Source organism: Arthrobacter pascens, assembly GCF_030815585.1.
In the GTDB taxonomy this organism is placed as follows: Bacteria; Actinomycetota; Actinomycetes; order Actinomycetales; family Micrococcaceae; genus Arthrobacter; species Arthrobacter pascens_A.
Genome location: NZ_JAUSWY010000001.1, coordinates 119,075 through 142,663, shown reverse-complemented (window position 1 = coordinate 142,663; position 23,589 = coordinate 119,075). Strand labels below are relative to the sequence as shown.

Annotated in this window: 23 protein-coding genes and 1 pseudogene; 11 read left to right on the top strand and 13 right to left on the bottom strand. The window is 65.7% G+C overall.

Annotated elements, in window-relative coordinates; genetic code table 11:
• Positions 1-63: 63 nt before the first annotated feature.
• Positions 64-894, top strand: coding sequence for a DUF1206 domain-containing protein (locus QFZ30_RS00665; protein WP_307072506.1), 831 nt, complete (start codon positions 64-66; stop codon positions 892-894).
• A gap of 70 nt (positions 895-964) precedes the next feature.
• Positions 965-1,447: an SRPBCC family protein gene (locus QFZ30_RS00660; RefSeq protein ID WP_307072504.1), complete on the top strand. Its 483-nt coding sequence runs from the start codon at positions 965-967 to the stop codon at positions 1,445-1,447.
• 37 nt (positions 1,448-1,484) lie between these two features.
• Here the strand turns inward: QFZ30_RS00660 and QFZ30_RS00655 are convergent, their stop codons facing one another.
• Together QFZ30_RS00655 and QFZ30_RS00650 are read right to left on the bottom strand one after the other, a co-directional pair.
• On the bottom strand, positions 1,485-2,150 hold the full coding sequence (locus QFZ30_RS00655; RefSeq protein WP_307072502.1) for an anti-sigma factor family protein: 666 nt from the start codon (positions 2,148-2,150) through the stop codon (positions 1,485-1,487).
• A complete protein-coding gene (locus tag QFZ30_RS00650; protein WP_307072500.1) occupies positions 2,147-2,647 on the bottom strand; it encodes a sigma-70 family RNA polymerase sigma factor in 501 nt (166 codons plus the stop codon). The genes QFZ30_RS00655 and QFZ30_RS00650 overlap by 4 nt, the downstream gene beginning before the upstream one ends.
• A 183-nt stretch (positions 2,648-2,830) precedes the next feature.
• Between QFZ30_RS00650 and QFZ30_RS00645 the strand changes: the two genes are divergently transcribed.
• Positions 2,831-3,343, top strand: a complete 513-nt coding sequence (locus QFZ30_RS00645) for a COG4315 family predicted lipoprotein (RefSeq protein ID WP_307072498.1) — start codon at positions 2,831-2,833, stop codon at positions 3,341-3,343.
• Positions 3,344-3,442: 99 nt separating this feature from the next.
• Here the strand turns inward: QFZ30_RS00645 and QFZ30_RS00640 are convergent, their stop codons facing one another.
• The 7 genes from QFZ30_RS00640 to QFZ30_RS00610 form a co-directional block, all read right to left on the bottom strand.
• Entirely contained in the window at positions 3,443-4,138 is a 696-nt protein-coding gene (locus tag QFZ30_RS00640) for a hypothetical protein (RefSeq protein WP_307072496.1), read from the bottom strand.
• Entirely contained in the window at positions 4,131-4,694 is a 564-nt protein-coding gene (locus QFZ30_RS00635) for an RNA polymerase sigma factor (RefSeq protein WP_373462784.1), read from the bottom strand. Before QFZ30_RS00635 ends, QFZ30_RS00640 begins: the two co-directional genes overlap by 8 nt.
• 145 nt (positions 4,695-4,839) lie before the next feature.
• Positions 4,840-5,481, bottom strand: coding sequence for a protein tyrosine phosphatase (locus QFZ30_RS00630; RefSeq protein WP_307072495.1), 642 nt, complete (start codon positions 5,479-5,481; stop codon positions 4,840-4,842).
• A 250-nt stretch (positions 5,482-5,731) separates the two neighbouring features.
• Entirely contained in the window at positions 5,732-6,583 is an 852-nt protein-coding gene (locus QFZ30_RS00625) for a DMP19 family protein (RefSeq protein ID WP_307072493.1), read from the bottom strand.
• 171 nt (positions 6,584-6,754) lie between these two features.
• Positions 6,755-7,738 (bottom strand): ABC transporter ATP-binding protein, encoded by a 984-nt coding sequence (locus tag QFZ30_RS00620; protein WP_307072491.1) that lies wholly within the window; start codon positions 7,736-7,738, stop codon positions 6,755-6,757.
• Entirely contained in the window at positions 7,739-8,584 is an 846-nt protein-coding gene (locus QFZ30_RS00615) for an ABC transporter permease (protein ID WP_307072489.1), read from the bottom strand.
• 10 nt (positions 8,585-8,594) lie between these two features.
• Complete coding sequence (locus tag QFZ30_RS00610) at positions 8,595-9,389, bottom strand: ABC transporter permease (RefSeq protein WP_307072487.1); 795 nt, start codon at positions 9,387-9,389, stop codon at positions 8,595-8,597.
• A 215-nt stretch (positions 9,390-9,604) separates the two neighbouring features.
• Between QFZ30_RS00610 and QFZ30_RS00605 the strand changes: the two genes are divergently transcribed.
• From QFZ30_RS00605 to QFZ30_RS00590, 4 genes and pseudogenes are all read left to right on the top strand, one after another.
• On the top strand, positions 9,605-13,054 hold the full coding sequence (locus tag QFZ30_RS00605; RefSeq protein WP_307072486.1) for a DEAD/DEAH box helicase: 3,450 nt from the start codon (positions 9,605-9,607) through the stop codon (positions 13,052-13,054).
• Positions 13,055-13,168: 114 nt separating this feature from the next.
• Entirely contained in the window at positions 13,169-13,537 is a 369-nt protein-coding gene (locus QFZ30_RS00600; RefSeq protein ID WP_307072484.1) for a hypothetical protein, read from the top strand.
• A gap of 94 nt (positions 13,538-13,631) precedes the next feature.
• Entirely contained in the window at positions 13,632-14,939 is a 1,308-nt protein-coding gene (locus QFZ30_RS00595; protein ID WP_307079951.1) for an IS256 family transposase, read from the top strand.
• A gap of 48 nt (positions 14,940-14,987) precedes the next feature.
• A pseudogene (locus QFZ30_RS00590) lies at positions 14,988-16,157 on the top strand (DUF222 domain-containing protein); the annotation flags it as partial.
• A 244-nt stretch (positions 16,158-16,401) separates the two neighbouring features.
• Here QFZ30_RS00590 and QFZ30_RS00585 read toward each other — a convergent pair.
• On the bottom strand, positions 16,402-17,691 hold the full coding sequence (locus QFZ30_RS00585) for an ammonium transporter (protein ID WP_307072482.1): 1,290 nt from the start codon (positions 17,689-17,691) through the stop codon (positions 16,402-16,404).
• A gap of 373 nt (positions 17,692-18,064) precedes the next feature.
• Between QFZ30_RS00585 and QFZ30_RS00580 the strand changes: the two genes are divergently transcribed.
• The 4 genes from QFZ30_RS00580 to QFZ30_RS00565 all read left to right on the top strand — a co-directional run bounded on the left by QFZ30_RS00580 (position 18,065) and on the right by QFZ30_RS00565 (position 20,011).
• The gene (locus tag QFZ30_RS00580) at positions 18,065-18,538 is read left to right on the top strand and encodes a sensor histidine kinase (protein WP_307072480.1); all 474 of its coding nucleotides are present in this window, start codon (positions 18,065-18,067) and stop codon (positions 18,536-18,538) included.
• 175 nt (positions 18,539-18,713) lie between these two features.
• The gene (locus tag QFZ30_RS00575; protein WP_307072479.1) at positions 18,714-19,133 is read left to right on the top strand and encodes an SRPBCC family protein; all 420 of its coding nucleotides are present in this window, start codon (positions 18,714-18,716) and stop codon (positions 19,131-19,133) included.
• Complete coding sequence (locus tag QFZ30_RS00570) at positions 19,130-19,534, top strand: EVE domain-containing protein (protein ID WP_307072477.1); 405 nt, start codon at positions 19,130-19,132, stop codon at positions 19,532-19,534. Before QFZ30_RS00575 ends, QFZ30_RS00570 begins: the two co-directional genes overlap by 4 nt.
• 12 nt (positions 19,535-19,546) lie before the next feature.
• Entirely contained in the window at positions 19,547-20,011 is a 465-nt protein-coding gene (locus QFZ30_RS00565; protein ID WP_307072475.1) for a MarR family winged helix-turn-helix transcriptional regulator, read from the top strand.
• Positions 20,012-20,125: 114 nt separating this feature from the next.
• Here QFZ30_RS00565 and nagB read toward each other — a convergent pair whose 3' ends face one another.
• From nagB to QFZ30_RS00550, 3 genes are read right to left on the bottom strand one after another with little or no spacing between them, the layout of a single operon-like run.
• On the bottom strand, positions 20,126-20,938 hold the full coding sequence (gene nagB, locus QFZ30_RS00560) for a glucosamine-6-phosphate deaminase (RefSeq protein WP_307072473.1): 813 nt from the start codon (positions 20,936-20,938) through the stop codon (positions 20,126-20,128).
• Positions 20,919-22,199, bottom strand: coding sequence for an N-acetylglucosamine-6-phosphate deacetylase (locus QFZ30_RS00555; RefSeq protein WP_307072471.1), 1,281 nt, complete (start codon positions 22,197-22,199; stop codon positions 20,919-20,921). The genes nagB and QFZ30_RS00555 overlap by 20 nt, the downstream gene beginning before the upstream one ends.
• Entirely contained in the window at positions 22,189-23,460 is a 1,272-nt protein-coding gene (locus QFZ30_RS00550; RefSeq protein ID WP_307072469.1) for a PTS transporter subunit EIIC, read from the bottom strand. Before QFZ30_RS00550 ends, QFZ30_RS00555 begins: the two co-directional genes overlap by 11 nt.
• Positions 23,461-23,589 lie beyond the last annotated feature (129 nt).

Genomic DNA, 23,589 nt, shown 5'->3' with positions numbered 1-23,589 from the left:
GTGGCACGATTGGCCTTATGGTGGGGCACCAGGAACTGCGCACCATTGGCGCTTCACAAAGGAATGACCATCAAAAGAGAACTCAGGCAGGCCGCCGATGCGGCGGAGGACGTCACCAACTCACGCACAGTGGAGTTGCTGGCCAGGGCCGGTTTTGCGGTGAGCGGCATCCTGCATCTCCTGGTGGGGACCATCGCCATCCGGCTGGCCACTGGCGGAGGCGGCAGCGCGGACGTCAGCGGAGCCGTAGCCGAACTTGCCAGCCAGCCCGCGGGCCCGATCCTGCTGTGGAGCAGCTTCGCAGCGTGTGCGGCGCTCTCCCTTTGGCAGGCCAGCGATGCCATCTTTGACTTCAACCACCTGCCTACCAAGGAGAAAGCCGGGAAAAAGCTCGTAGCGGCGGCCCAGGCTCTGGTCTTCGCCGGACTCGCACTGACGCTCGCTTCGTTCGCCACGGGCACCGGTTCCAGCGCCGACAACCAGCAGTCCGCGACCGACCTCACCGTCACCGTCATCCGGGCGCCGGGAGGTGTGGCGCTCCTGGTCCTGGTGGGTGCCGGCGTGGCCATCACCGGTGTGGTGTACGCGATCCGCGGGATGATGAAATCCTTCGAAAAGCACTTGGCGCTCCCCTCGTCCGGTGCAGCCCGGACGGGAGTCACGGCGCTGGGTATGACGGGCTACGTCGCCAAGGGGGTTGTGCTCCTGCTGACGGGGCTGCTCATCGTGATCGCCACCGTGCGGGCGCATCCGGAGGAATCCACCGGCCTGGACGGCGGGCTCAAGGCGCTCCGCGACCAGCCGTTCGGGATCTACGTGCTGGCCGGTGTGGGCGCCGGGCTGATCTGCTACGGACTCTATATGGTGGTCCGGGCGCGCCTGGCCAGGATGTAGCCAGGCCACTTTTCCTATGTGGCACGGCTCGGCAGGACCTGCTCCGACCCTGTCCGGCTAGGGTGGACGCATGCCCCAGGTACGCGCCGAACGCCTCATCCGCCTCGATCCGGAGACGGCCTTTGCCTTCTCCCAGACCACCGGCGGATTCCGGCTCAAGTGGGACCCCTTCATCTCAGCCCAGGGCTTCCTCGACGGCGCCGCCTCTGCCGGGAAGGGCGTCCGGACACGGACCGTGTCACGCCTGGCCCTGGTGATGGTGAGCGAATACGTCTCCTACTCACCACCCAGGAACGTGGGCATGACAATGGTGTCCGGACCCTGGTTCTTTAAGAATTTCGGTGGCGGGTGGCGCTTCACCGCGGACGACGGCGGCACACGGGCAGTCTGGAAGTACACCTTCTCCTGCCGACCGGCGTGGTTGCGGCCGGTGGCGGAGAGGATGGGCGCCTGGCTGCTGGGCCGCGAGATCGAAAAGCGGATTGAAGCATTCGCCCGGGCATGCGAGGATCCGGAGCTGGTGGCCGAGTTCCGCACGCACACGAGGCCGTAACAAGGGGAGCTCGTAACACAGCGGTCATGGCCAAGAATCACGGCACGCTGATCTCAGCAACCGTGTGCTGGGATCCGTCCCGCAGCTCCACGCTGGCGATGCTGGCCAGCTGAACCGGCGTGGCGCCGGTGACCTTGACCCGGCCGCTAGGCGTGGCGGTCCACGCACACGCCCGGTCCTCCCCGCCGTCGCGGTCCCGGATCCAAAGCGAAAGTGTCCCGTCCAGCGGCAAGCTGCTGCCGTTCACTGCGAGTTCAGTGCCCCACGTTTTCCGCGCCAGGTCAATACTGAACCGCAATCCGTCTCCGGACTGCACGGAGTAGCTGGCGTCCGGCTGCGGGGGACGGTTGAGTACCGGCCCGGCAGCCAGGCCCAGCGCAAGGCATGCGGCCGCCACGGCGCCCACCAGAGCGGCCCGCCGCCGTCGTGATGTCCGACGCCGGGCGGCCAGTCGGTCAAGGACCGCGCGCGGAACGGACGGGACAGGCTCAGCGCCCGCCGCCGTGCCGCGGCTGGCGGTGAGCGCCACCGCGTCCGGTACGGGAAGGGCGTTCAGCAGGGTCGGCAGTTTCTCCAGCTCGGCCAGTTCCGCCTGGCAGTCCGCACACTCTTGAATGTGGGCCTGGAAGCGAAGCGTATCCTCGGCGTCCAGCCCGCCCAGCAGGTAGGCGCCCAGCAGCTGGTGCAGTTCGGAGTCGCTCACCGTTCCACCCCCATTTCATCCAGGATGGTCCGCAGGGCGCGCACCGCGTAAAAGGCCCGCGACTTCACCGTTCCGCTGGGGATGTTCAGCTGCACGGAGGCCTCGTTGACGGTGAAGCGGCGGTAGTGCAGGGCTACCAGGACGTCCCGGTGTTCGGTGCTGAGCCGGAGCAGGGCCTCCTCCATGAGCACCCGGTTGAGAAGCTCGTCCACGCGCTCCACGGCGTCCGCGGGATCGGTGAGCTCGCGTTCCATGGCTTCTGCCGGCCGCCGCTGGGCCTTGCGATAGTTGTCGATCATAATGTTCCGCGCGGTCCTGAACAGGTAGCTGCGCAGGCTTCCGGTGATGTCCGGGGCCTGCTGCCAGACGCGGAGCACGGTCTCCTGGACCACGTCCTCGGCCAGCTGGGGGTCGCGGGACGCGCTGAGGACAAAGCGGCGCAGGGCGGTGCCGTGTTCGCGGTAAATCGCTGCAACCACATCTTCGTCCAGCGGCATGCCAGCCTTCTCCTGTCCCTGGATCCTGCGTCAAGGTTCTGCCCGGAACTACCCCTTACGCATCCCGGCTGATACGACGTCCGTTGGCGCTAAAACGTTCATTTGAACCATTCTTCACCCTGGTGCGTCGTACCGGTTAGCGTCCGGTGATCCGACGCCGGGCACCAGCCAAGGAGCATTCACATGAAACAGCATCTAGGCGCAGGTTTTGCCGCTCTGGCCCTTGCGGCCGCTCTGACAGGCTGCGGCGGAAGCCCCGGAACGACCACAACAACTCCTGCAACTACCTCCCCCGCGCCGACCGCGACCTCCCCAACTGCGGCAGCCGCCGTCGACCTCAAGACAGCGTCCTCCAGCGCGGGCACCATCGTTGTGGATGCCAAGGGCATGAGCGTCTATTTCTTCACCAAGGACGTGAAGGACTCCGGCACCAGCGCCTGCACCGGTGCCTGCCTCACCGCGTGGCCGCCAGTCACCAGCACGGCGGCCACACCAGCCGCTGAGGGGGTCACGGGCACAGTGGGAACAATTACGACGCCGGATGGGGCAAAGCAGCTGACGCTGAACGGCCTCCCGCTGTACTACTTCGCCCAGGACAAGAACCCCGGCGATGTCCTGGGCCAAGGCGTCAACGACGTCTGGTACCTGGCGAACCCGGCCGGGGAGATGATCAAGAAGGCGGGGGCGGCGTACTGACAGGAGCCCGGCCCACTGCGGTTGCCGCACCGGGCTGTACGAAATTGGGCTGTACGAAAGCAGGCTGTGGTTACGGAACAGGGCTCAGGGAGCCGGAGCTTATGGAGCCGGACTGGGCAGCGGGACCGGAGGTGTGGCCGGAAGGGGCAGTGCCGGGGGCTGTCCCTCGCCGTTAGGGGGCGCGCCGTTGAGGGGGCCGCCTGGAACGCCCGGAGTGAGGTTCTCCGGCACGGGAAGCTCCGGCAGGTGCACTGGCTGTGACGTGGCCGGGGAGGGAAGGTTCTGCGGTCCCTGCGCAGGGTCTGCACCCGGCGCGCTGGGGGCCGGCGCAGGGGCTGTTGGAGCCGGCACGGACGCGGAACCCCCGGGCTGGGCAGGAACCGGGGCTGGGGTTTCCGCAGGTTGGTTCACGGGTCCGCCGCCCACTGTGGACACGAAGGACGTGACTGCGTGGCCGAAGGAGTCCCGGATGCCCTGGTCCGAGGCGGCGGCAACCGCACCGCCGGCGGCCAGCGAGACCGCCACCGAGAGCGTGGTGAGCGTGATCCGGCGCTTCGCCCGGCGGCGTGCGGCGAGCTCATCAGTCGCTGCTCCGGCTACGGGCCCTGCTGCTGCCTGCTGGTGGGCTGCGGGAACCATCAGGGCCGCCACCGCTGCAGAGGGCTCCGGCTGTTCGGTTGCCAAAGCCCGGAGCTCAAGCAGGACAGGGCGGAGTCCGTCGTCGCCGTCCAGCTCTGCTTCGAGCAGTAGCTGCTCAACAGCCCCGCCGTTGCTGGAGCCTGCGATGTCACTCATGATGTGCCTGGTTTCTTCTTAGCGTCTGGTCCTTGAGATTTTGCAGCGCCCTGCGTTGCAGCTGCTTAATGGCGCCTTGGGATTTGCCCATGATGCCGGCCACCTGTTCGATGGAGAGATCCGCCACAACGCGGAGGGCCAGAACTTCCCGGTGGTCATCAGCGAGGCCGTCCAACAGGGCAGCCGCGCCGCCGTCGTGGCCCAGCGCGTGGTCCTCGGCCGAAGCCGTACTGCGCCCGTCCTGCAGCGGATCATAAGGGGTGAAATCGGGCCTGCGTTCCAGCCGGCGGTAATAGTCCACCATCCGGGCGTGGGCGATTGAGAATAACAGCGACTTGGCGCCTTGGAGTCCGCCGGTAAGTTCACCGATTTTCGGAAAGAAAGCCAGGAACACATCCTGGGTGACGGCCTCGGGGTCATCGACACCTCGGGCGCGGAGGTAGCCCAGCACGGCGCCGGAGAAGGAACGGTAGACAGCGCCAAAGAGCACGGCCGGGTCGGTTCCGGCTGTGTCTGCGAGTATCTCGATGTCTTCTTCGGCCAAAGTGTCAAGCACCGGCGGCTCCTCCATCGCGGGCTGCGGACTCACACATCCCGGTATCCGGCGCGGACTTCTCCACTGCCTCTTGGACTGCCATGTGGACTGCGGGAATCCGGCCCCTCAAGGGCCGGTCCCGCAGTCCAGACTAGCTGAAGGGCTGCTAGTGGGCCGAAACGGAAGGAGCGTCCACTGCGTCGCCCGGGACTGCAGGCACGGCCGGAACAGCGGGAACGGCCGGCAGTCCGTCGATGCCCGGAACAGCCGGCACGGCGGGGACAGCCGGAACCGCGGGGACAGCAGGCAGCTCGGGAAGCTCGGCCTCAACAGCGACGGAGCCCTCGGCAGCAGCCTTGGCGTCAGCGGCAGCGCCGGCCTTGGCAGCTACGTCCGTGCAGAAGCTCTCCACGTTTGCTTCACCCTTGGCAGCAACAGCCAGCGAGGCGAAGCCTTCGGAGGAGGCGTTCAGTCCGCCGTTGGCGAAAGCCGTGCAGAGGCCGATGGCCGCTGCGCCGGCAGCGTCAACTTCGGTACCTGCCGCAGCCGAGGCGTTCGCGTTTGCTGCCACCTCGTCGCCGGACACTGCTGCGGTGCCGGAAGCGTCTGCTGAGCCAGCTGCCGCTGCTGCTGCATCGGTGGCCAGCTGCGGAGCCGGGGCGCCGAGCAGTTCGTGGGCGGTCTGCTGGGCGTCCGCCGGAAGGACTCCCGAAGCAGCGGCGATGCCGGTTCCGCCGACGGCCAAGGTGCCCGCGGCCAGGAATCCGGCTGCAACTTTACTGGTGGCAAGAACAGTGAACAAGGACATACGACACTCCAAAACATAGAAGACAATTCAGATGCGGCTCCGTGGGAACCACTCACCACCTACATCGCTGGCCGGCCGGGAAAAGTTACGGCCGCCTGGAAATTCTTCCGAATATCTTCTTGGGACGGCATTACGGTCAGGGCCTGGCTGACGATCCGGAGCCCCCTTCCGCCGCCGAAATCGCCGGAAGCCTGCCAATCCGCCGCGAGTTTCCGGCGTACTGGCAGGCTTCCGGCGAATCCGGAGGGCTTTAGGCGTCCACCAGGTCTTCGTCGGCGTCCTCGAACTCCACGGCGGCCACGATTTCCTGGGTTTGGGGGTTGATCATGAACGCTTCGTCGTCCTCTTCGACCATGATGAAGTCTCCGTGGTCAGTGCTGAAGTGCCAGGCCAGCATCTTCTCCCCGTGGTGCAGGTAGTTGGGGTCGCCCATGGTGATCTTCTGCAGGGCGTAGCCGGCAATGTCGCACAGTTCGCGGATGATGATCTCGAACTCCGGCGCATTCTCCAGGGCCTCGGCGTCGGCTTTGGCCTGGCGCTCGGCGAGGTCGGGGATAAGCGCCACGAGCCGCTCGATGTGGGCTTTGAGCTCCTCTTCGTCCAGCACCAGCAGTGCTTCCTGCCCGCGGAGCCAGGCCGCGTTGAGGGCGGTGATGTTCTCGGTCTCAAGCAGCTCCTCGAATTCGCCGTCAAGCTCCTCCATGCCGCGCACGCCGTCCGAGCTTTCCTCATCCTCGTCCAGGCCGCCGTCGAGGTAGCGCTCCTCATCCTCCTCGGACAGGTCCTCGAAGGCCTCAACGGTCCTGTTGAACAGATCCAGGTGGGCGGTGGCGCCCATGGCTGCCATGCCTTCGCGGATGAGGGTGTCGGTCTCGTCCCGGTCGAGGGACGTGAATACGTACTGGGCGAAGCCGCCCTCCAGGGACTGCGTGAGGTAGAAATCCACGTAGTAACTGCGGAGGGCCACCGGGGACATCTCGTCGGTGTGGAGCAGTTCCTTGTGCATGGCATCAACCACGCTGACGTTCGCGTCGACGACTTCCTCGTCGCTTGCTTCGATGCTGCCGGTGGTCAGAACGACAGGCTGTTGGCTCGTGGTCATGGGAATCCTTACTGCTGAATGCCGATGGTGCTCAGAACACTTTTCACGCTACGTGGGCAGGGCAGATCCCGGGTTGAGGAGAAAGTGAACGTCGTGCGAAGTTTGGGCTCCCGTTCCTGGGTCACCCGGCGAACCCGGCGAACCCGGTCGCAGCTCCTGCGGGGGCTCCGGCTACCGGGCCGAGGTGTACAGCTGCCGCACGAGGTCTTCGATATCCGGCTCGTGCAGTGACAGATCAGCCACCTCGGCCCTGGCAGCGACGGCCGCCAGCAGGGCCGATGCTGACAGCCGGCGGGGATCGAACGCAATGCGGTGACGGATCCCCTCGGACTCAGCACCCAGATGGACGGCGCCCTGGGGCAGGATCAGGTCAGGGACGGGCAGCGGCGAACTGAAGTCAACCACCATGGTGCGCCGGGCCTCCGCCACTTCCGCCAGTCCGGTGAGCGGACCGTCAAAGGCGATGGCGCCGTCGTCCACCACCAGGATCCGGTGGCAGAGACGTTGGACATCGCTCATGTCGTGGGTGGTCAGCAGCAGCGTGGTGCCGTTCTCCCGGCGCTCAAAATCCAGGAAGCGGCGCAGGCTCTCCTTGCTGATCATGTCCAGGCCGATAGTTGGTTCGTCCAGGATCACCAGTTCGGGACGGTGCAGCAGCGCCGCAGCCACTTCACCGCGCATCCGCTGCCCCAGGGACAGTTGGCGCACCGGAGTTCCGAGAAAGGGATCCAGGCCCATCTGCTCGGCCAACTCCTGGAAACGTGGCCGCCATCGGCTCTCCGGCTGGCGGTGCATGGCTCCCAGGATGGGGAACGAATCCTTCAGGGGCAGGTCCCACCAGAGCTGCGAGCGCTGCCCGAACACCACGCCGATCTTCCGCGCCAGCGCCTGCCGCTGCGGCACAGGCTGCAGCCCGCAGACCGTCACCCGCCCCGAAGAAGGCACCAGGATGCCGGTGAGCATCTTGATGGTGGTCGACTTCCCCGCGCCGTTGGCGCCGATATAGCCCACGGCCTCTCCCTGCTCCACCGTGAAACTCACGTCCCGGACGGCGTGCACCGTGCGGGAGCGGCGCCGCAGCCTGCCCAGTCCCCGGCCTCCCACCGCTTCCGCCACGGTAAAGTTCCGGCTCAGCGCTTCTGCCTCGATAATCATTTATCCCCCTGCTCCGGTGTACTTTCTGATGGCCGCCCGCCACAGCAACAGCATGAGTCCCCAAAGGACGACGGCGGCAGGCAGCCCCAGCCAGCCGGTCCAGCTGGGTATTCCCGCGGGTCCGTCCAGCCCCAGGAGGACCAGGCTGGGAGCGTAGGCCACCAGCGTTGCGGGGACCACAAATGTGAAAAAGACCTGCAGCGGCAGGAACATCGCCGCGCCAGGCATGGACGCCACGTAGCGGCCGCCGTATGTGAACGCGTTGGCGAACTGACGCCCGTCCAGAAGCCAGAACTGCACCGCCCCTGCCCCGACGAACAGCGCACCGAAAATCGCGGCACCCGCCAGCGGCGTGACGATGAACAGTGCCACCTTTGCCGGGTCCCACTGGATGTCCGTCAGGAACAGCGCGGCCGCCAATGCGATCAGGGCGAAAACCAGCCGGCCCACCCTGCGGAGCTGGAAGTCCGACGTCATGAGCTGCAGCAGCACCGGAAGCGGCCGGATCAGCAGTACTTCCAACTTTCCGGTGCGGATAGCCTCGCTCATGGAATCGGTCTCGCCCAGGATCAGGTCGCCGATGGAGAACCCCACTGACGCGAAGGCGAACACGAGCAGGGCCTGGGCAAAGGTCATGCCCCCGAACGTGGGGATGTTATGCACAATCGCATACAGCTCCACAAACTCCGTCAGCGCCAGCATCATCTGCCCGGCGACGTCGGCGGCGAAGCTCCCCCGGTAGGCAGTCTGCGAACGCAACCGGGCTGAAACCAGCAGCCGCAGCAGCTTGGCGTTCGTGACCGGGGAACTGTCAGCAGCCGGGCGGTCCACTGTTTGGCTGTTCACTGATGGATCGTCAGCCACCCTGCACCACCAGCTTCCGTGAACCGTAGCGGACCATCAGCTGGGTGCCGGCCAGCAGTACGGCCAGCCACAGCAGCTGGACGCCCACCAGCGCCAGGCTCTGGGCGCCGTCGGTCCTTCCCGCCAGGATGTCCACCGGGGTCTGCAGCATAGAAGGGAAAGGAGTGGCCCGGGCAAAGTCCAGCATCCACTGCGGGAACCACGTCACCGGCACCAGGAACCCGGAGAGCAGGTTCATGAGGACCATATACAGCATCCAGTAGCCGCGGATCTCCACCACCCAGAAAGAGAGCAGGTTGATGACGAAGAATCCCAGGAAGTTCAGGGTCAGGGCCGCCAAGACCGAGACGAAGCCGAGCACGTAGGGGCCAGCCGACGTGGGAAGCGACAGCCCTGTGACAAGAGCGCCGATGACCAGCGGCGGCACTCCCCTGGGCAGGATGTCGAAGGCCGCCCGGCCGAGGTCCTGCGCCCAGTATGACGCTGTGAGGTTTACCGATCGGGAGAGGTCCACGGCGATGTCCCCGCTCTTGACCCGGCTGGCCAATTCGGCGCTGCCGAAGATCCCCAGGGGGGACAGCAGGGCCTGGCCCAACCACACATAGGTTGCCGCCTCGACGGCGGAGTAACCGCCGATGCTTCCTCCCGCCGTCGAAATGGCCGACAGCAGCAGGGACGCCCTGATCAGGCCGAAGACAGAGTTGGTGAAGGCTCCGGAGAATGCGGCCAGACGGTACGTGGAATGGCGTCGGAAGGACGACTTGGCCAGCTCCCAATACGCGCGCACTGGTTGAGTCTACCCGCGCCCCAACCGGCATCCGCCGTCGAATTCGCGGGAAGCCTGCCGGCTCGCTGGGAGCTTCCGGCTAACGCGCACGTTTCCCGCGACGTCGGCGGCTGAGGCTGGACAGGCGGCGGGGCCTCGCCGGGCGAACTAAGATGGATCAGATAACCAACCATCGGACACGGCACCGCCGTGGCCTGCTGAAAGTAGCGCGCACCATGCCATCCCAACCGGACGAGAGTGCGGCACTGGCAATACAGACTCCCGCCATCAACGACCGCTCACTCGCGGCCGGGCTGGCGTATGCCATGGGTAGCCGCGTTTCCGGGATCTCGTTTGACGCCGCCACGGGGCTGATGCTCGGCAAAGTCCGGGGAGGCGCCGAGATGCCGTACTCCACCACAGCCAAGCTGGTCCGTAGGGCCGGTGGCTGGAGCTGCACCGTGGGCGTGTGCAGCTGCCCAGTGCGCAAGGACTGCAAGCACGTGGCCGCGCTGCTGTTCGCAGCCGAGGACAACCCGGCCACCCGCGTCCAGCTGCTGGCTCCGGCTGACGTGTCGCGGCTGTCCCGCCAGCCCGCCGCCCTGGAGCTCGCCGACTGGGAGCAGGCCCTGAGCCCGCTCATTTCGCAGCCCGGCATCACCCAGTCCACGAATGGCATCCCGCTGGCGCTGCAATTCGACATCGAGGAGCCTGCGCCGCACTTCTCCTACACCGGCCGCCGGGACCCGCTCCGCAGCGTCCGCCAGCTCAAGGCCCGTCCGGTCATCATGGGGGCCAAGGGCAAATGGATCCGCGGCGACGTCTCCTGGAACACCCTCAGCTACCTGAACTTCCGGCGCGAATGCAACGAGGCACACGTGGAGTGGATGCAGACGTTCCTCGCCGCCCACACCGCCGCCGCCAACCGCCTGCACAACTCCTCCGCCCTTTGGCTGGGCCTGAACACCTTCGCCGGCAAGAACATGTGGAGCCTGCTGGCTGACGCCAAGAAGATCGGCCTGGCCCTGGTCCACAGCCGCGGCACCGAGCCGGTCCGGCTCGCGGAGTCCCCTGCCGCCGTCGGGCTTAACCTGAGCCGTTTCGGCTCCCCCGTCAGCGGGCCCACCGTCAGCGGCCCCACCGTCAGCGGCCCCACCGGTGAAGACACCGGAAAAACGGACGACGACGGCGGGCTGGAGCTCGCGCCCACCATCACCGTTGAGGGGGCGGAGGTTGATCCGGCTTCCGTGGGGACCATCGGCCGCCCGGCGCACGGCATCTTCCTGACTTCCGGCGGGGACACGCTCCCCGGTGTTGCGGCGGAGAACGTGATCACGCTGGCTCCGCTGGAGAGCGGGCTGAGCGAGGAGCTGCTGACGTTTGTGACGGCCGGCAGCACCCTGCACATTCCGGCCCGGGACGAAACACGCTTCCTCACCGGTTTCTACCCCAAGCTGAAGCAGGCTGCCCGGGTCACGGCGAAGGACGAATCCGTGGAGCTGCCGACGCTGGCCGTCCCCACCCTCTCCCTGCTGGCGAACTACGGCGCCGGCCACAAGGTCCGCCTGCATTGGGAATGGCACTACAAGTCCGGAAACCTGGTCACGGCCCAGCCGCTGTGGCGCCACCCCGGTGACCACGGCTACCGTGACGACACGGCGGAGGCCCGGATCCTTGAGGGCATCGGCCAGCCCTGGGACCTGGTCCCCGGCCTGGGCGAATCCGCAACGGGCGGCTGGGGCACGCCCCGCCTGGCCGCTTCCGCCGAACTAAGCGGCCTGGACACGCTGGCCTTCACCGAGGAAGTGCTGCCCCAGCTCCGGAAAGCGCCGGACGTTGCGGTGGACACCTCCGGGGACATCGCAGACTACCGCGAAGCCGAGGAAGCCCCCGTGGTCTCCATCTCCACCAAGGCCACGGAACAGCGCGACTGGTTCGACCTGGGCATTCAGATCAGCCTTGAGGGCCAGCCGGTGTCCTTTGCCGCGGTGTTCTCCGCCTTGGCCGCCGGGCAGACCAAGATGCTGCTGCCCAGCGGCGCCTACTTCTCCCTGGATCTGCCCGAACTACACCAGCTGCGGGCCCTCATTGAAGAGGCCCGCTCGCTGCAGGACAACAAGGACGCACCCCTGCAGATCAGCCGCTTCCAGGCCGGGCTATGGGACGAGCTGGCACACTTGGGCATCGTTGATGAGCAGGCGGCTGCGTGGCGGGAGGCGGTGGGTGGACTGCTCGACGGCGGGGTGAACGGACTGCCGCTGCCGGATTCGCTTAACGCCGAGCTGCGTCCCTATCAGCTGGAGGGCTTCAACTGGCTCAGCTTCCTGTACCGGCACAGCCTGGGCGGGGTGCTCGCGGACGACATGGGCCTGGGGAAAACGGTGCAGGCGCTCGCGCTGATGTGCGCTGCCAAGGAGGATGCCGCCGTGGACGGCGTGGCCGGCTCCGCTCCCTTTCTGGTGGTGGCCCCCACCAGCGTGGTGGGCAACTGGGCGGCGGAAGCGGCCCGCTTTGCCCCCGGACTCACGGTCAGGGCCATCGGCGAAACGTTCGCGAAGAACAGCCAGGACGCGGCCGAAGCCCTGGCTGGCGCGGACATCGTCATCACCTCCTATGCCCTGTTCCGGATCGACTACGACTCCTACGCCTCCAAGAGCTGGGCAGGGCTGGTGCTGGATGAAGCCCAGTTTGTGAAGAACCACCAGTCCAAGGCGTACCAGTGCGCCCGCAAGCTGCCCGCGGCGTTCAAACTGGCCGTCACCGGCACGCCGCTGGAGAACAACCTCATGGAGTTCTGGGCGCTGACCTCCATCGTGGCGCCGGGCCTGTTCGCGAGCCCCAAGCGGTTCGCCGAGTATTACCAGAAGCCGGTGGAAAAGAACGGCGACAAGGGGCAGCTGGAGAAGCTCCGCCGTCGGGTCCGTCCGCTCATGATGCGCCGCACCAAGGATCAGGTCATCCAGGACCTGCCGCCCAAGCAGGAGCAGATCCTGGAAGTGGTTCTGAACCCGCGGCACCAGAAGGTCTACCAGACGCACCTGCAGCGCGAGCGGCAGAAGATCCTGGGCCTGATCGAGGACGTCAACAAGAACCGCTTCACCATCTTCCAGTCGCTCACTCTGCTGCGGCAGCTCAGCCTGGACGCCTCGCTGGTGGATCCGTCGCTCTCCGGAGTGCGGTCCAGCAAGCTGGACGTTCTCTTCGAACAGCTTGAGGACCTGGTGGCGGAAGGCCACCGGGCCCTGATCTTCAGCCAGTTCACAGGCTTCCTGGGCAAGGTGCGCGAACGGCTGGTCGAGGAGAAGATCGAGTTCTGCTATCTCGATGGCGGCACCCGAAACCGTACTGATGTCGTGAATGAGTTCAAGAACGGCAGCGCGCCGGTGTTCCTGATTTCATTGAAGGCCGGAGGATTTGGCCTGAACCTGACAGAGGCGGACTATGTGTTCCTGCTGGACCCGTGGTGGAACCCTGCCTCCGAAGCGCAGGCCGTGGACCGTACGCACAGGATCGGTCAGGCGCGGAACGTGATGGTCTACCGGCTGGTGGCCAAGGACACGATCGAGGAAAAGGTCATGGCCCTGAAAGCACGGAAATCGCAGCTGTTCGCCGACGTGATGGAAGGCGATGCCCTCTCCGGCGGTGCCATCACGGCCGAGGACCTGGCAGGCCTCTTCAAGGACTGAGCGCTCGGAAACTTCAGCCCGCTGGCGCCCTCGCCCCAGAAAGTGAGGCGGCCGGACATTCCCGTCAGAACCGGGTCCGGGTTAATTGTCGGTGCCTGCTGGGATGCTTTGGGTATGGAAAGCGGGGCAGCTGTGGAGACGCTGGAGGCCATCGAGGCCTCCGTCGCTGCGCTTGCTGTTCTTGTCCGCCACGCGACGGGCAACCCGGGCTCCGCCGGTGGTGACCCCCTCCGGGACCAGACCGATGCGTGCCTGGACGGACTCGCTGAGGCGAAGCGTGCAGAAGCCAAAATGGCCGCCCTGATAGTGCACCTCACGGCCAGATACGCCGATGGAGCCAGGGCGTTAGCGTCGCCGGCCGCCACCCCGCAGGAGGCGACGGCGCAGGAGATGGCAGTGGTTGCTGAGGTCGCGTGTGTCCTGACGGTCAGCGAACGCACCGCCGGGGGAGGGTGTCAGATTGATTGTGTAGGAGGGATGTAGTCGCTGGGGTGATTGGAGAATCATTGTGGCTATGACTGAACCCCGTGAAGTTCTTCCGGAGGAGTTGGCACGCAGGGCTGCTGCGGCGGGCAGCATGGATGCTTTGAAGGCCTCCGGCGTGTTTGATGAGCTGATGGCACAGATCGATTCCGGCCGGCTGGAGCTCGATGGCAAGGACGGTTTCATACAGCAGCTAATCAAGGCCTCGCTCGAACGAGGGCTGCAGGCCGAGCTGTCCGGGCACTTGGGCTATGACAAGGGCGATCCGGTCGGGCGGTTCCTGCCCAATTCGCGCAACGGGTCCTATCCGAAGACGCTGGGAACCTCTGCCGGGGACGTGGATCTGGCTGTTCCGCGGGACCGTGACGGGTCGTTCATCCCGCATCTGGTTCCCAAGGGAGCGCGCCGGACTGCCGGCCTGGATGACATGATCATCAGTCTTTACGCCGGCGGGATGACGGTCCGGGACATCGCCCATCATCTGGAGTCCACGCTTGGAACCGAGCTCTCCCAGGAGACCATCTCGAAGATCACCGACGAGGTCCTCGACGAGGTGCTGGAGTGGCAGAAGCGCCCGCTGGATCCGCTGTATCCGATCCTCTATCTGGACGCGATCGTCATCAAGGTCCGTGACGGGCACCAGGTCCAGAACCGTGCCGCGCACATCGCCGTGGGCGTGGACATGGAGGGCATCAAGCACGTCCTGGGCATCTGGGTCGAGGCCAGCGAAGGCGCGAAATTCTGGGCAGGCGTCTGTGCTGAACTGGCCAACCGCGGTGTCAGGGACGTGCTCATTGTCTGCTGCGACGGGCTGACCGGCTTCCCCGAAGCGGTCGCCGCGACCTGGCCGGCCGCGACGATCCAGACGTGCGTGGTGCACCTGATCCGCGCCTCGATGCGGTTCATCGGCTATCAGGACCGGAAAAAAGTCGCTGCGGCCCTGAGACCGGTCTACACCGCCCCGACGGCCGACGCCGCGCAGGAGGCGCTCGATGGCTTCGAGGCCTCCGATCTGGGACGGAAGTACCCCGCAACGGTTCGGACCTGGCGCAACGGCTGGGAGAAGTTCACCCCGTTCCTGGCGTTCCCGCCGCCGGTCAGACGCATCATCTACACGACCAATGCGATCGAGTCCCTGAATTACCAGCTGCGCAAGATCATCAAGAACCGCGGGCATTTCCCTAACGACCAGGCCGCAGTGAAGCTGCTCTGGCTGGCCATCTGCAACATCGAAGACAAACGCGCCAAGGAACGGTCAAAACTGGACTCCAAGACTCGCAGCAACCGTTCCAAGACCGTGGACAAACTCGTTGAGGGCACCTTCACGCAGGGATGGAGTGAAGCCCTTGGCATCCTCGTCCTGAACTATCCCGACCGAATCGGACCCTACCTGAACCGATGAGGCAGCACCTCACTTACACAAATAACTTGACAGGCTCCGCCGGGGGTCCTGCTGTCCGAGTCCCACGAACTCACCACCGCCCTGCCCCTGACCCTGTCCGCGCTGCAGGCCGGGACGATTTCCTGGCAGCACGCGAGGGTAATGGTTGATGAAACCGCCAACCTCGACCCCGACGGCGCCAAGGCGCTCGAAGCGCACTTCCTGGACCCCGACGCGGTGAACCCCGCCCGCAGCTGCCCGGCCGGGGAGCTCGTCCCGTCCCGGTTCCGCACCAAGGCCCGCACCTGGCGCGAACGCCACCACCCCGTATCCATCGAGAAGCGCCATGCCAAGGGCCTCCAGGACCGGCGCCTGGAGTACGCCCCGGACCGGGACGGCATGGCCTGGCTCTCCGCCTACCTCCCCGCCGACCAAGCCGCCGGGATCTGGAACCGCACCACCACCGCAGCCCGCGCCCTCCAAGGCCCGACCGAGGCCAGGACCCTCACCCAGCTCCGCGCCGACGCGGCCGCCACCTGGCTCCTCACAAACAACACCACCGGCGACACGGCCGGTAGCGGAACAGGCGGCGTCACCGGCACGGGCAGTGATGTCCCGTCCCCGACCGCCCAGGTCCTCGTCACAGTCCCGGTCATGTCCCTCCTCGGCACCACCAATGAACTGACAATCCTGGACGGGTACGGACCGATCCCGCCGTCCATGGCCCGCCGCCTCGTCGCCGACGGCGCAACCTCGTTCCTCCGCGTTCTGACAGATCCCCGCGACGGTGCACCCCTGGAAATCGGCCGGACGAGCTACCGCATCCCTAAAACCCTGCGGCAATGGCTCCGGCTCAGGGACGGCAAATGCCCGTTCCCCGGCTGCAACAACCACTCCCTCGACAACGACGCCGACCACCTCCACGCCTGGGCCCGCGGCGGCACCACCGGCATCAGCAACCTCGGCCAACCCTGCCGCAAACACCACCGCCTAAAACACACCACTGGTTGGATGCCGATAGGCGCCAGCATCGACAAGCCTCCCGGCTGGATCTCACCAGCGGGACGCACCTACCCCAGCGAACAACAGGACTGGGAACCGCCCGACTGGCCGGAGGATCTCCTCCACCTCGAAGCGGGCACGCCTGGCGGCCCGGAGTTTCCCGAAGATCCCGATCCGGCCATCGAACTCGAACGCGCCCTGGAGCCCTACCCGGACCTGGACCCGGCTTTGACCTGAACGACTTTGAGGTTGCCCCTGCCGTGGAATGGGAGGAATGGCAGCTACAGGAAAATCAGGATGGCAACCTGGTCTCCACAAATGTCTGATGCCGGTGCTGGTCCTAAGTACCAGCACCGGAACAGCGAAGGGCCGAACCGCGGAACCATCACCAGCTGCTGGCATCGGTCCTCCGCGGTTCAGCCCTCTGCCTGACCCGTGCCCCGAAAGTGTCAGAAACTACCCGGGGTCCTTGTGCTGGAGATCAGACCCTGTGATGGGAGCCAAGCTCCACCGGGTCTTCATCCGTGAGGTACGCGGCCTCCGAGTGGGCGGCGAGGTCGATGCCGCGCAATTCGTCCTCGGGCTTGATGCGCAGGCCCACAATCCGGTCCAGGATCTTTGCGAGGATCCAGGTGATGCCGAAGGAGTAGACCAGAACGCTGACCGTGGCCAGCGCCTGGACGCCGAGCAATTCAACGCCGCCGCCGTAGAAGAGGCCGCTCACACCGTTCGGGGCAGCATCCGTGGCGAACAGCCCGATGAGCAGGGTTCCCAGGATGCCGCCGACCAGGTGGACGCCGACGACGTCGAGCGAATCGTCGAAGCCCAGGCGGAACTTCAGCTCGATGGCCAATGAACAGACGGCTCCGGCGATGGCCCCAATGGCCAGGGCGCCGAGGGGGCTCACCGCACCACAGGCGGGTGTGATGGCAACCAGTGCCGAAATCAGGCCGGAAGCTGCACCCATGCTGGTGGCGGCACCGCTGCGGAGCCGTTCAACCAATGCCCAGGCGAGGAGGCCGGCGGAGGCAGCCACGGCCGTGTTGAGGAAGACTACCGAGGCGGACTGGCCCGCGGAAAGTGCGGAGCCGGCATTGAAGCCGAACCAGCCAACCCAGAGGAGTCCCGCCCCGACCAGCACGAGCGGCCGGCTGTGGGGTTTGGTGTGTTCCATCTTCGGCCAGCCAGAGCTCTTGCCCAGTACGAGGGCCAGAGCCAAGGCAGCGGCACCGGCGTTCATGTGCACGGCGGTTCCGCCTGCAAAGTCAATGGCCTTGATGCCGCTGGCGATCCAGCCACCCGTGACGCTGCCGTCAGCCGAGGAGAACGCGAACACCCAGTGCGCGATGGGGAAGTAGACGATAGTGGCCCAGATCCCGGCAAACAGCATCCAGGCTCCGAACTTCATGCGCCCGGCTGCCGCTCCCGCAACCAGGGCCGTGGTGACACACGCGAAGAACAGCTGGAATGCTGCGAAGAGGATGACCGGAATGGACGCGGCCTCATCCGCGGCGAGCAGTTGGCCCATGCCGGGGAATTCGGTGACATCGCCGATCAGGCCCAGGCCTCCGGCTGAATTTCCGAAGGCCATTGAGTAGCCGAACAATGCCCAGAGCACAGCAACCAGGCTTGCGCCGCCGAAGCACATCATCATCATGTTGAGAATGCGACGGGACCCCACCATGCCCCCGTAGAACAGGGCCAGGGCGGGAATCATCATACAGACCAGTGCGGAGCTGGCCAGAATCCAAGCGACATTTCCCGAATCCATGGGAAACCCCTTTCGTGATGCGAAGAGAGAACGGAAATTGCCCGGAGAGCCGCTCCGGAGGAGGAACGCGGAGTCCTTACCGCGCACATCGGAGGGCAGCTATTGCCGTCTGGCTTCAACTGTATGGCCGCAATACCAACGTAGGTTTCGAGCTGGTTAAATCAACGTTTCAGTCGTAGGCGCGCGAGTTTCACACGTCCCGCAGGAGCAGTTTGATCATGCTTGCTGAACATTTCCGTAAACCTGCACGCAAGCTGCGGATAACTGCCGGGACCCTTGATGGTGGAAATCCACAATTAACTCAAGGGACGCCGGTCAAATCGGGCCAGGTGGGCGAAGATACCGTTAGGGATGCAAGGAAGCAGGGAACGCCGTGAGTCATTCAGCAACTCTCGAACAAGGTTCGGCCGGTAGCGTCATCACGGATGACCTCACCGATGAGTTCCACACCCTGGGACTCGCCGGCTGCATCGACAAGCTTACCGTTCCACTGCGCCGGGAGGGAGTCTCGGTGCACTGGGAGACGCCGCACCATGGGGTCGAAATTCCGGCAAGCAGTGCTGGGCTTCTCTACCAGGCTGCTCAGGAAACACTCGCCAATGCTTTCAAGTACGCCCACGCCACCGACCTGACCGTCCGGCTCGCAGCCGTCTACCACGGCGTCCGGCTTACGGTCACGGACAACGGCGTCGGCTTCAACCCGGCGAGCCAGTCGGCCGGCGGCCGGAAGCATGGATACGGTGTGCACCTGATGACCATGGCCGTGCACCAAGCTCACGGCACCATCGCCATAGACTCCGCCCCCGGCAAAGGCACCCGGGTATCCATCACCCTTCCCCTGGACTGACGTCGGAAGCCGGACAAGCAACTCACGTCCAGGCCATGGCATTCCTGTCCGAGGCCGGCGTCCTCGCCCAGGAACCCGCTGGCTCGGCAGCAGGGGCGCGCAACGGCGCCTGCCCTGCAGTTTTCATACCACGCAAAGCTTGCCCTCAATATAGTAAGCGCGCATACTAGTTCCCATGATTGAGATCGTTCAGGCACATGCCACATCCACCGCTTCCCCTGCGGACTACTACGCCCGCTGGATCCAGCACGATACCTGGGCATCCTGGTCCCCCGATACGGACTGGGTGCGCGCCGACCACCCTCTCGCGGTCGGATCCCGCGGCACCATGAAACCAAAAGGTGGACCGAAGCTGAATTTCGTCGTGACAACCCTCGAAAAGGACAGGGAATACACCGACACAACGCTGCTTCCGGGCGCGCGACTCGTATTCCAGCACACGGCGCGGGCCACGGATGGCCAGACTGATCTGGGTGTCCGCATCTGGATCAGCGGTCCACTAGCTTTCATCTGGGCAAAGATCCTTGGCGGAGGCTTCAGGGAGTCAGCCCAGGCCGACCTCGAACGGCTCGTGCGGATCGTGGAGGAAGAGTGAACGCGTGGCTGGGCGTCGTGTCCGGCGAGCATGTGCGCCGGGGTGTCAGCCTCGGAATCGCGCAGATCGGCCACGGGAAGAGAGCGGGGCTTGCCCGGATGAAAGCCGGCGACACCATTGTCTACTATTCGCCCGCCGAACGCCTGGGCGATGGAACGCCTCTTCGGCGTTTCACAGCACTCGGAACCGTCGCGGACAATGAGATCTGGCAGGGCGATGAGGGCGATTTCAAGCCATTTCGTCGACGGGTCCACTATGAGGACACCAGGCCGGTCGACGTCGAAAACGTCAAAGGCCTCTTGAAACTGACAGCCTCACGGAACTGGGGCTATCAACTCCGTCGTGGCCTCATCCCGCTGGAGCAAGCGGATGTCGAGATCCTCAGATCCCGGATGACCTGAGGAGTGGCCAGCGTGGCAAAGAACTTGGCCAGTGCGTTCGACGACGCGGACGACAGCCCGGGCCTGATGCTGTGGCGCGTGACGAACACGTGGCAGGCCGTCATGCGTGCAACACTGCAACCGTTCGACCTCACCCACGTGCAATTCGTCCTGCTGGCCACCCTCGCATGGCTGCATTCGGACAACCCGGTCACCCAAAAAGACCTGGCAACCCACGCCCGCACTGACCCGATGATGACCTCCCAAGTGCTCCGAACACTGGAAGCCAAAGGACTTCTCCGCCGCCTCCCCCACCCCACGGATGCGCGAGCGCGTGCACTTGCTGTCACCCCCGAGGGTGTAGCAGTGGCCAACAAGGCCAACTTCGCCGTCGAGGCGGCGGACCGGGAGTTCTTCGGCCCACTCGGAACACACCAAACTGATTTTGTGAAGCGGCTCCGCACACTGAGCGAAGAGGGCTTCGTCCTGTCCGTTTAGCGCTCCGGCACCCGGAGCACCTGCTGCCGAAGCCGGGAAACGAGCCTAGCGGCGAGCAGAGCTGCCTAATTGCGAGCCCGACGACGGCCTCGAGGCCCGGGAGTGCCCAGGTCATCAACGGCTGACCGGCTGCTGCAGCCAGGGCCTTGTTGGCGTCTGACCCAGCTGGTCGTTGAATTCCTGCGCTTCCCGGTAGTACTCGAGCATTGACAGCTGCGAGGCGGCTCCGGGATCCAGGATGACGACGGCCCGGCGGTGAAGCTGCAGCACCGACGCGGGGCAGTGCGCACTGACCGGCCCTTCCACCATGGCCTGAACAGCGCTCGCCTTGGTCTCCCCCATGGCCACCAGTACGGCCAGTTTTGCTTCCCGGATAGTACCCAGACCCTGGGTCAGGCACAGCCGCGGAACGTCCCCGTCAGGGAAGAACCGGGCGTTGGCTGCCCGGGTGGCCCCGGCCAGGGTCTTTACCCTGGTGCGGGACGCCAGGGATGATGTCGGTTCGTTGAATCCGATGTGGCCGTTGGCCCCGATGCCCAGGATCTGGACGTCCACACCTCCGGCCGCCACGATGGCCGAATCGTAGCGTTCGGCCTCGGCGACCAGGTCCGCCGCATCCCCTTGCGGGGTCACAAGCCGGTCCAGGGGCAAGTCCACGTGGTCGGCGAATTCCCGCCGGATAGTGGAGTAGTAGGACTGCTGGTGGTCCGGCGGCAGCCCAGCATACTCATCCAGCGTAAAGGCAGTGGCCTGGCTGAACGTGAGCCGTTCTTCGCGGTGCCGCCGGATGAGTTCCTGGTACGTGGAACTCGGGGAGCCACCGGTGGCCAGGCCAAGCACGGCGGGTCCCTGCCGCACCCGCGCCTCGATGATGTCCGCTGCCCGGTCTCCTACCTGGTCAGCGGACTCACACAGGACTATCTGCACGGTCGTTCCTTTCCTGTGACAGAGGCCTGCCGGCGCGGTAGACCTGGGTCAGTTCAAGTTCTTTAGTGGTGATGAGGAGGTCAGCGCGGCGCCCCTCGGCGATGGCGCCGACCCGGTCCAGGCCCATCAGCCGGGCTGGGGTGGAGGAAGCGGCACCGACGGCGTCGGCGAGGGGTATGCCCCACTCAACGCACCGGCGCACGTTTTCCAGCAGATGGCTTGTGGCCCCGGCGATCGCGCCGGGTTCCTCCCCGTCCTCGGCGCCTGACTTCACGGAGGCCAGCCGGGCAACGCGGTCCCGGACCACCACCTCCAGGCTGCCGAGGGTATATGGTCCGTCCGGCATCCCCGCCGCGGCCATCGCATCAGTGACCAGTGCAATGGACCGCGCTCCCACCAGGTCGAAGACCATGCGGACGATTTCCTGATCCAGATGGATACCGTCGGCGACCAGCTCCAGTACCATCCGCTCCGGCGACTCCCGGGCCGCCTGCAGCAGGACCGCTATGGGTCCAGGCGAGCGATGGCCCAGCGGCGGCATCCGGTTGAACAGGTGCGTGGCCGACCACGGAGCCGCATCCCCGGGGCCCCGGTTGCCCTGACCGCTGCCCGCCAGCGCCTCCCGTGTCCGGGCCGCCGTGGCGTCTGTGTGTCCCACCGAAGGAACAACCCGGTACTCCCGGCAGAGCTGCACCAGTTCGGCAAAGTGCGGCGTTTCCGGGGCAAGCGTCAGCGAACGCACCGTGCCCTGACCCACCTCAAGCCACTGCTTAAGCAGGGCCGGGTCGCCGTCGATGATGGCCGCGGGATCCTGCGCTCCGCACATGCTTTTGGCGATGAACGGCCCCTCCAGGTGCAGGCCGGCCAGGGTACCGTCCTGCACCAGGTCCCGCAGCACCGCGATCTGCTCCAGCAGCACGTGCGAAGGGGCCGAGACCAGCGAGGCGAGTACCGACGTCGAACCCTGGGCAGCGTGGTGGCCGGCGGCCAGGCGCGCCCCCGCAGCGTCCGCGGAGAAGCTGTGCCCCACGGCGCCGTGGCAGTGCACGTCCACCAGTCCTGGAAGGATGACGGGCACCTGCTGGATTTCGACGTCGACGCCGGCTGGCAGGTCCGCGGTCGGGCCGCACCATACGATGGTGCCGTCGGCAACCACCACGGTGCCGTCGTCGATCACTTCCTGCCCGGGCAGGCCGGTCACGAGGCGGCCCCGCAGGGCGAGGCCGCCGTCGGCGTCCAGGGGCATCCGGTCAGCTCGCATCAGCTTTGGCCATTGAGCCGTTCTCGTCGGTTTCATCCTCGCGGCCCATCGTGCGCAGGTTCCAGCGGCGGATGACAAAGCGGAAGGCCACATAGTAGATGGCGGCGTAGCCCAGGCCGATGGGGATCAGCCACAGTGGGTTCTGGGCGATGCCGAAGTTGAGGAGGTAGTCGATGGCTCCGGCGGAGAATCCGAACCCATGGTGGATGTCCAGGGCATTGACCAGCATCATGGACGTGCCGGTCAGGACGGCGTGGACGAGGTAAAGCGGCCAGGCCACGAACATAAACGAGAATTCCAGCGGTTCGGTGATCCCGGTGAGGAACGCGGTCAGGCCGGTGGAGAGCATGACGCCGCCAACGATCTTCTTCTGAGACGGCTTGGCTTCCTGCCAGATGGCCAGGGCGGCTGCGGGCAGGGCGAACATCATGATGGGGAAGAAGCCGGTCATAAATACGCCGGCGGTGGGGTCTCCGGCGAAGAACCGGTTCAGGTCGCCATGGGCGCCGTCGTAGTCGCCGATGATGAACCAGACGATGGAGTTCAGGATGTGGTGCAGTCCCAGCGGGATGAGCAGCCGGTTGAGGGTGCCGTAGACTCCGCTGCCCACCACGGTATTGTCCGCCACGGTGTTGCCCACTGCCGTCAACCCCGTATTGAAGAAGGGGTACAGCAGGGCCATGACCACGCCGATCACAATGGCGGCGAAGGACGTCAGGATGGGCACCAGCCGGCGGCCGGCGAAGAAGCCCAGCCAGTCCGGCAAGGTGGTGCGGTGGAAGCGCTGCCACAGCCACGCCGTCGTCAGGCCCATCACGATGCCGGCCAGCACGCCGTAATTGATGACGGGATCCTTGCCGCCCTCCGGGACAGCGCCCAGCACCAGCGGTGCCATGACCTTGAAGACGTTGGTCAGGACCAAATACCCGACGACGGCGGCCAGTGCCGTGGAGCCGTCACCCTTCTTGGCGAAACCGAAGGAAATTCCGACAGCGAAGAGCAGCGGAAGATTTTCAAACAGGGCGCCGCCGGCCGCACCGATGACCTGGGCGACGGTGGTCAGGGACTCGAACCTGCCCAGCAGGTCGTCCTGGCCGAGGCGCAGGAGGAGCGCAGCAGCGGGAAGGGCGGCGATGGGGAGCATCAGGCTGCGGCCGAAGCGCTGCAGGTTCTGGAGGGCTTTGCCGCTGCCCTTGGCCTTTCCCGGGGCTGGTGCGGCCAGCGGACCGGCCGCGGAAGCGGAAGAGTTTTCCGTGGTCATGTGTTCCTCGTTTCAAGAAGGCTGTGCTTGTGCGGGGGTGCGGGATTCAGTAGAGTCTTGCTAACTGGTTATAACCAGTGACAACCATCACTGTGAAGTGCACGGGCCTCAGTTGTCAACCTCAAGCTG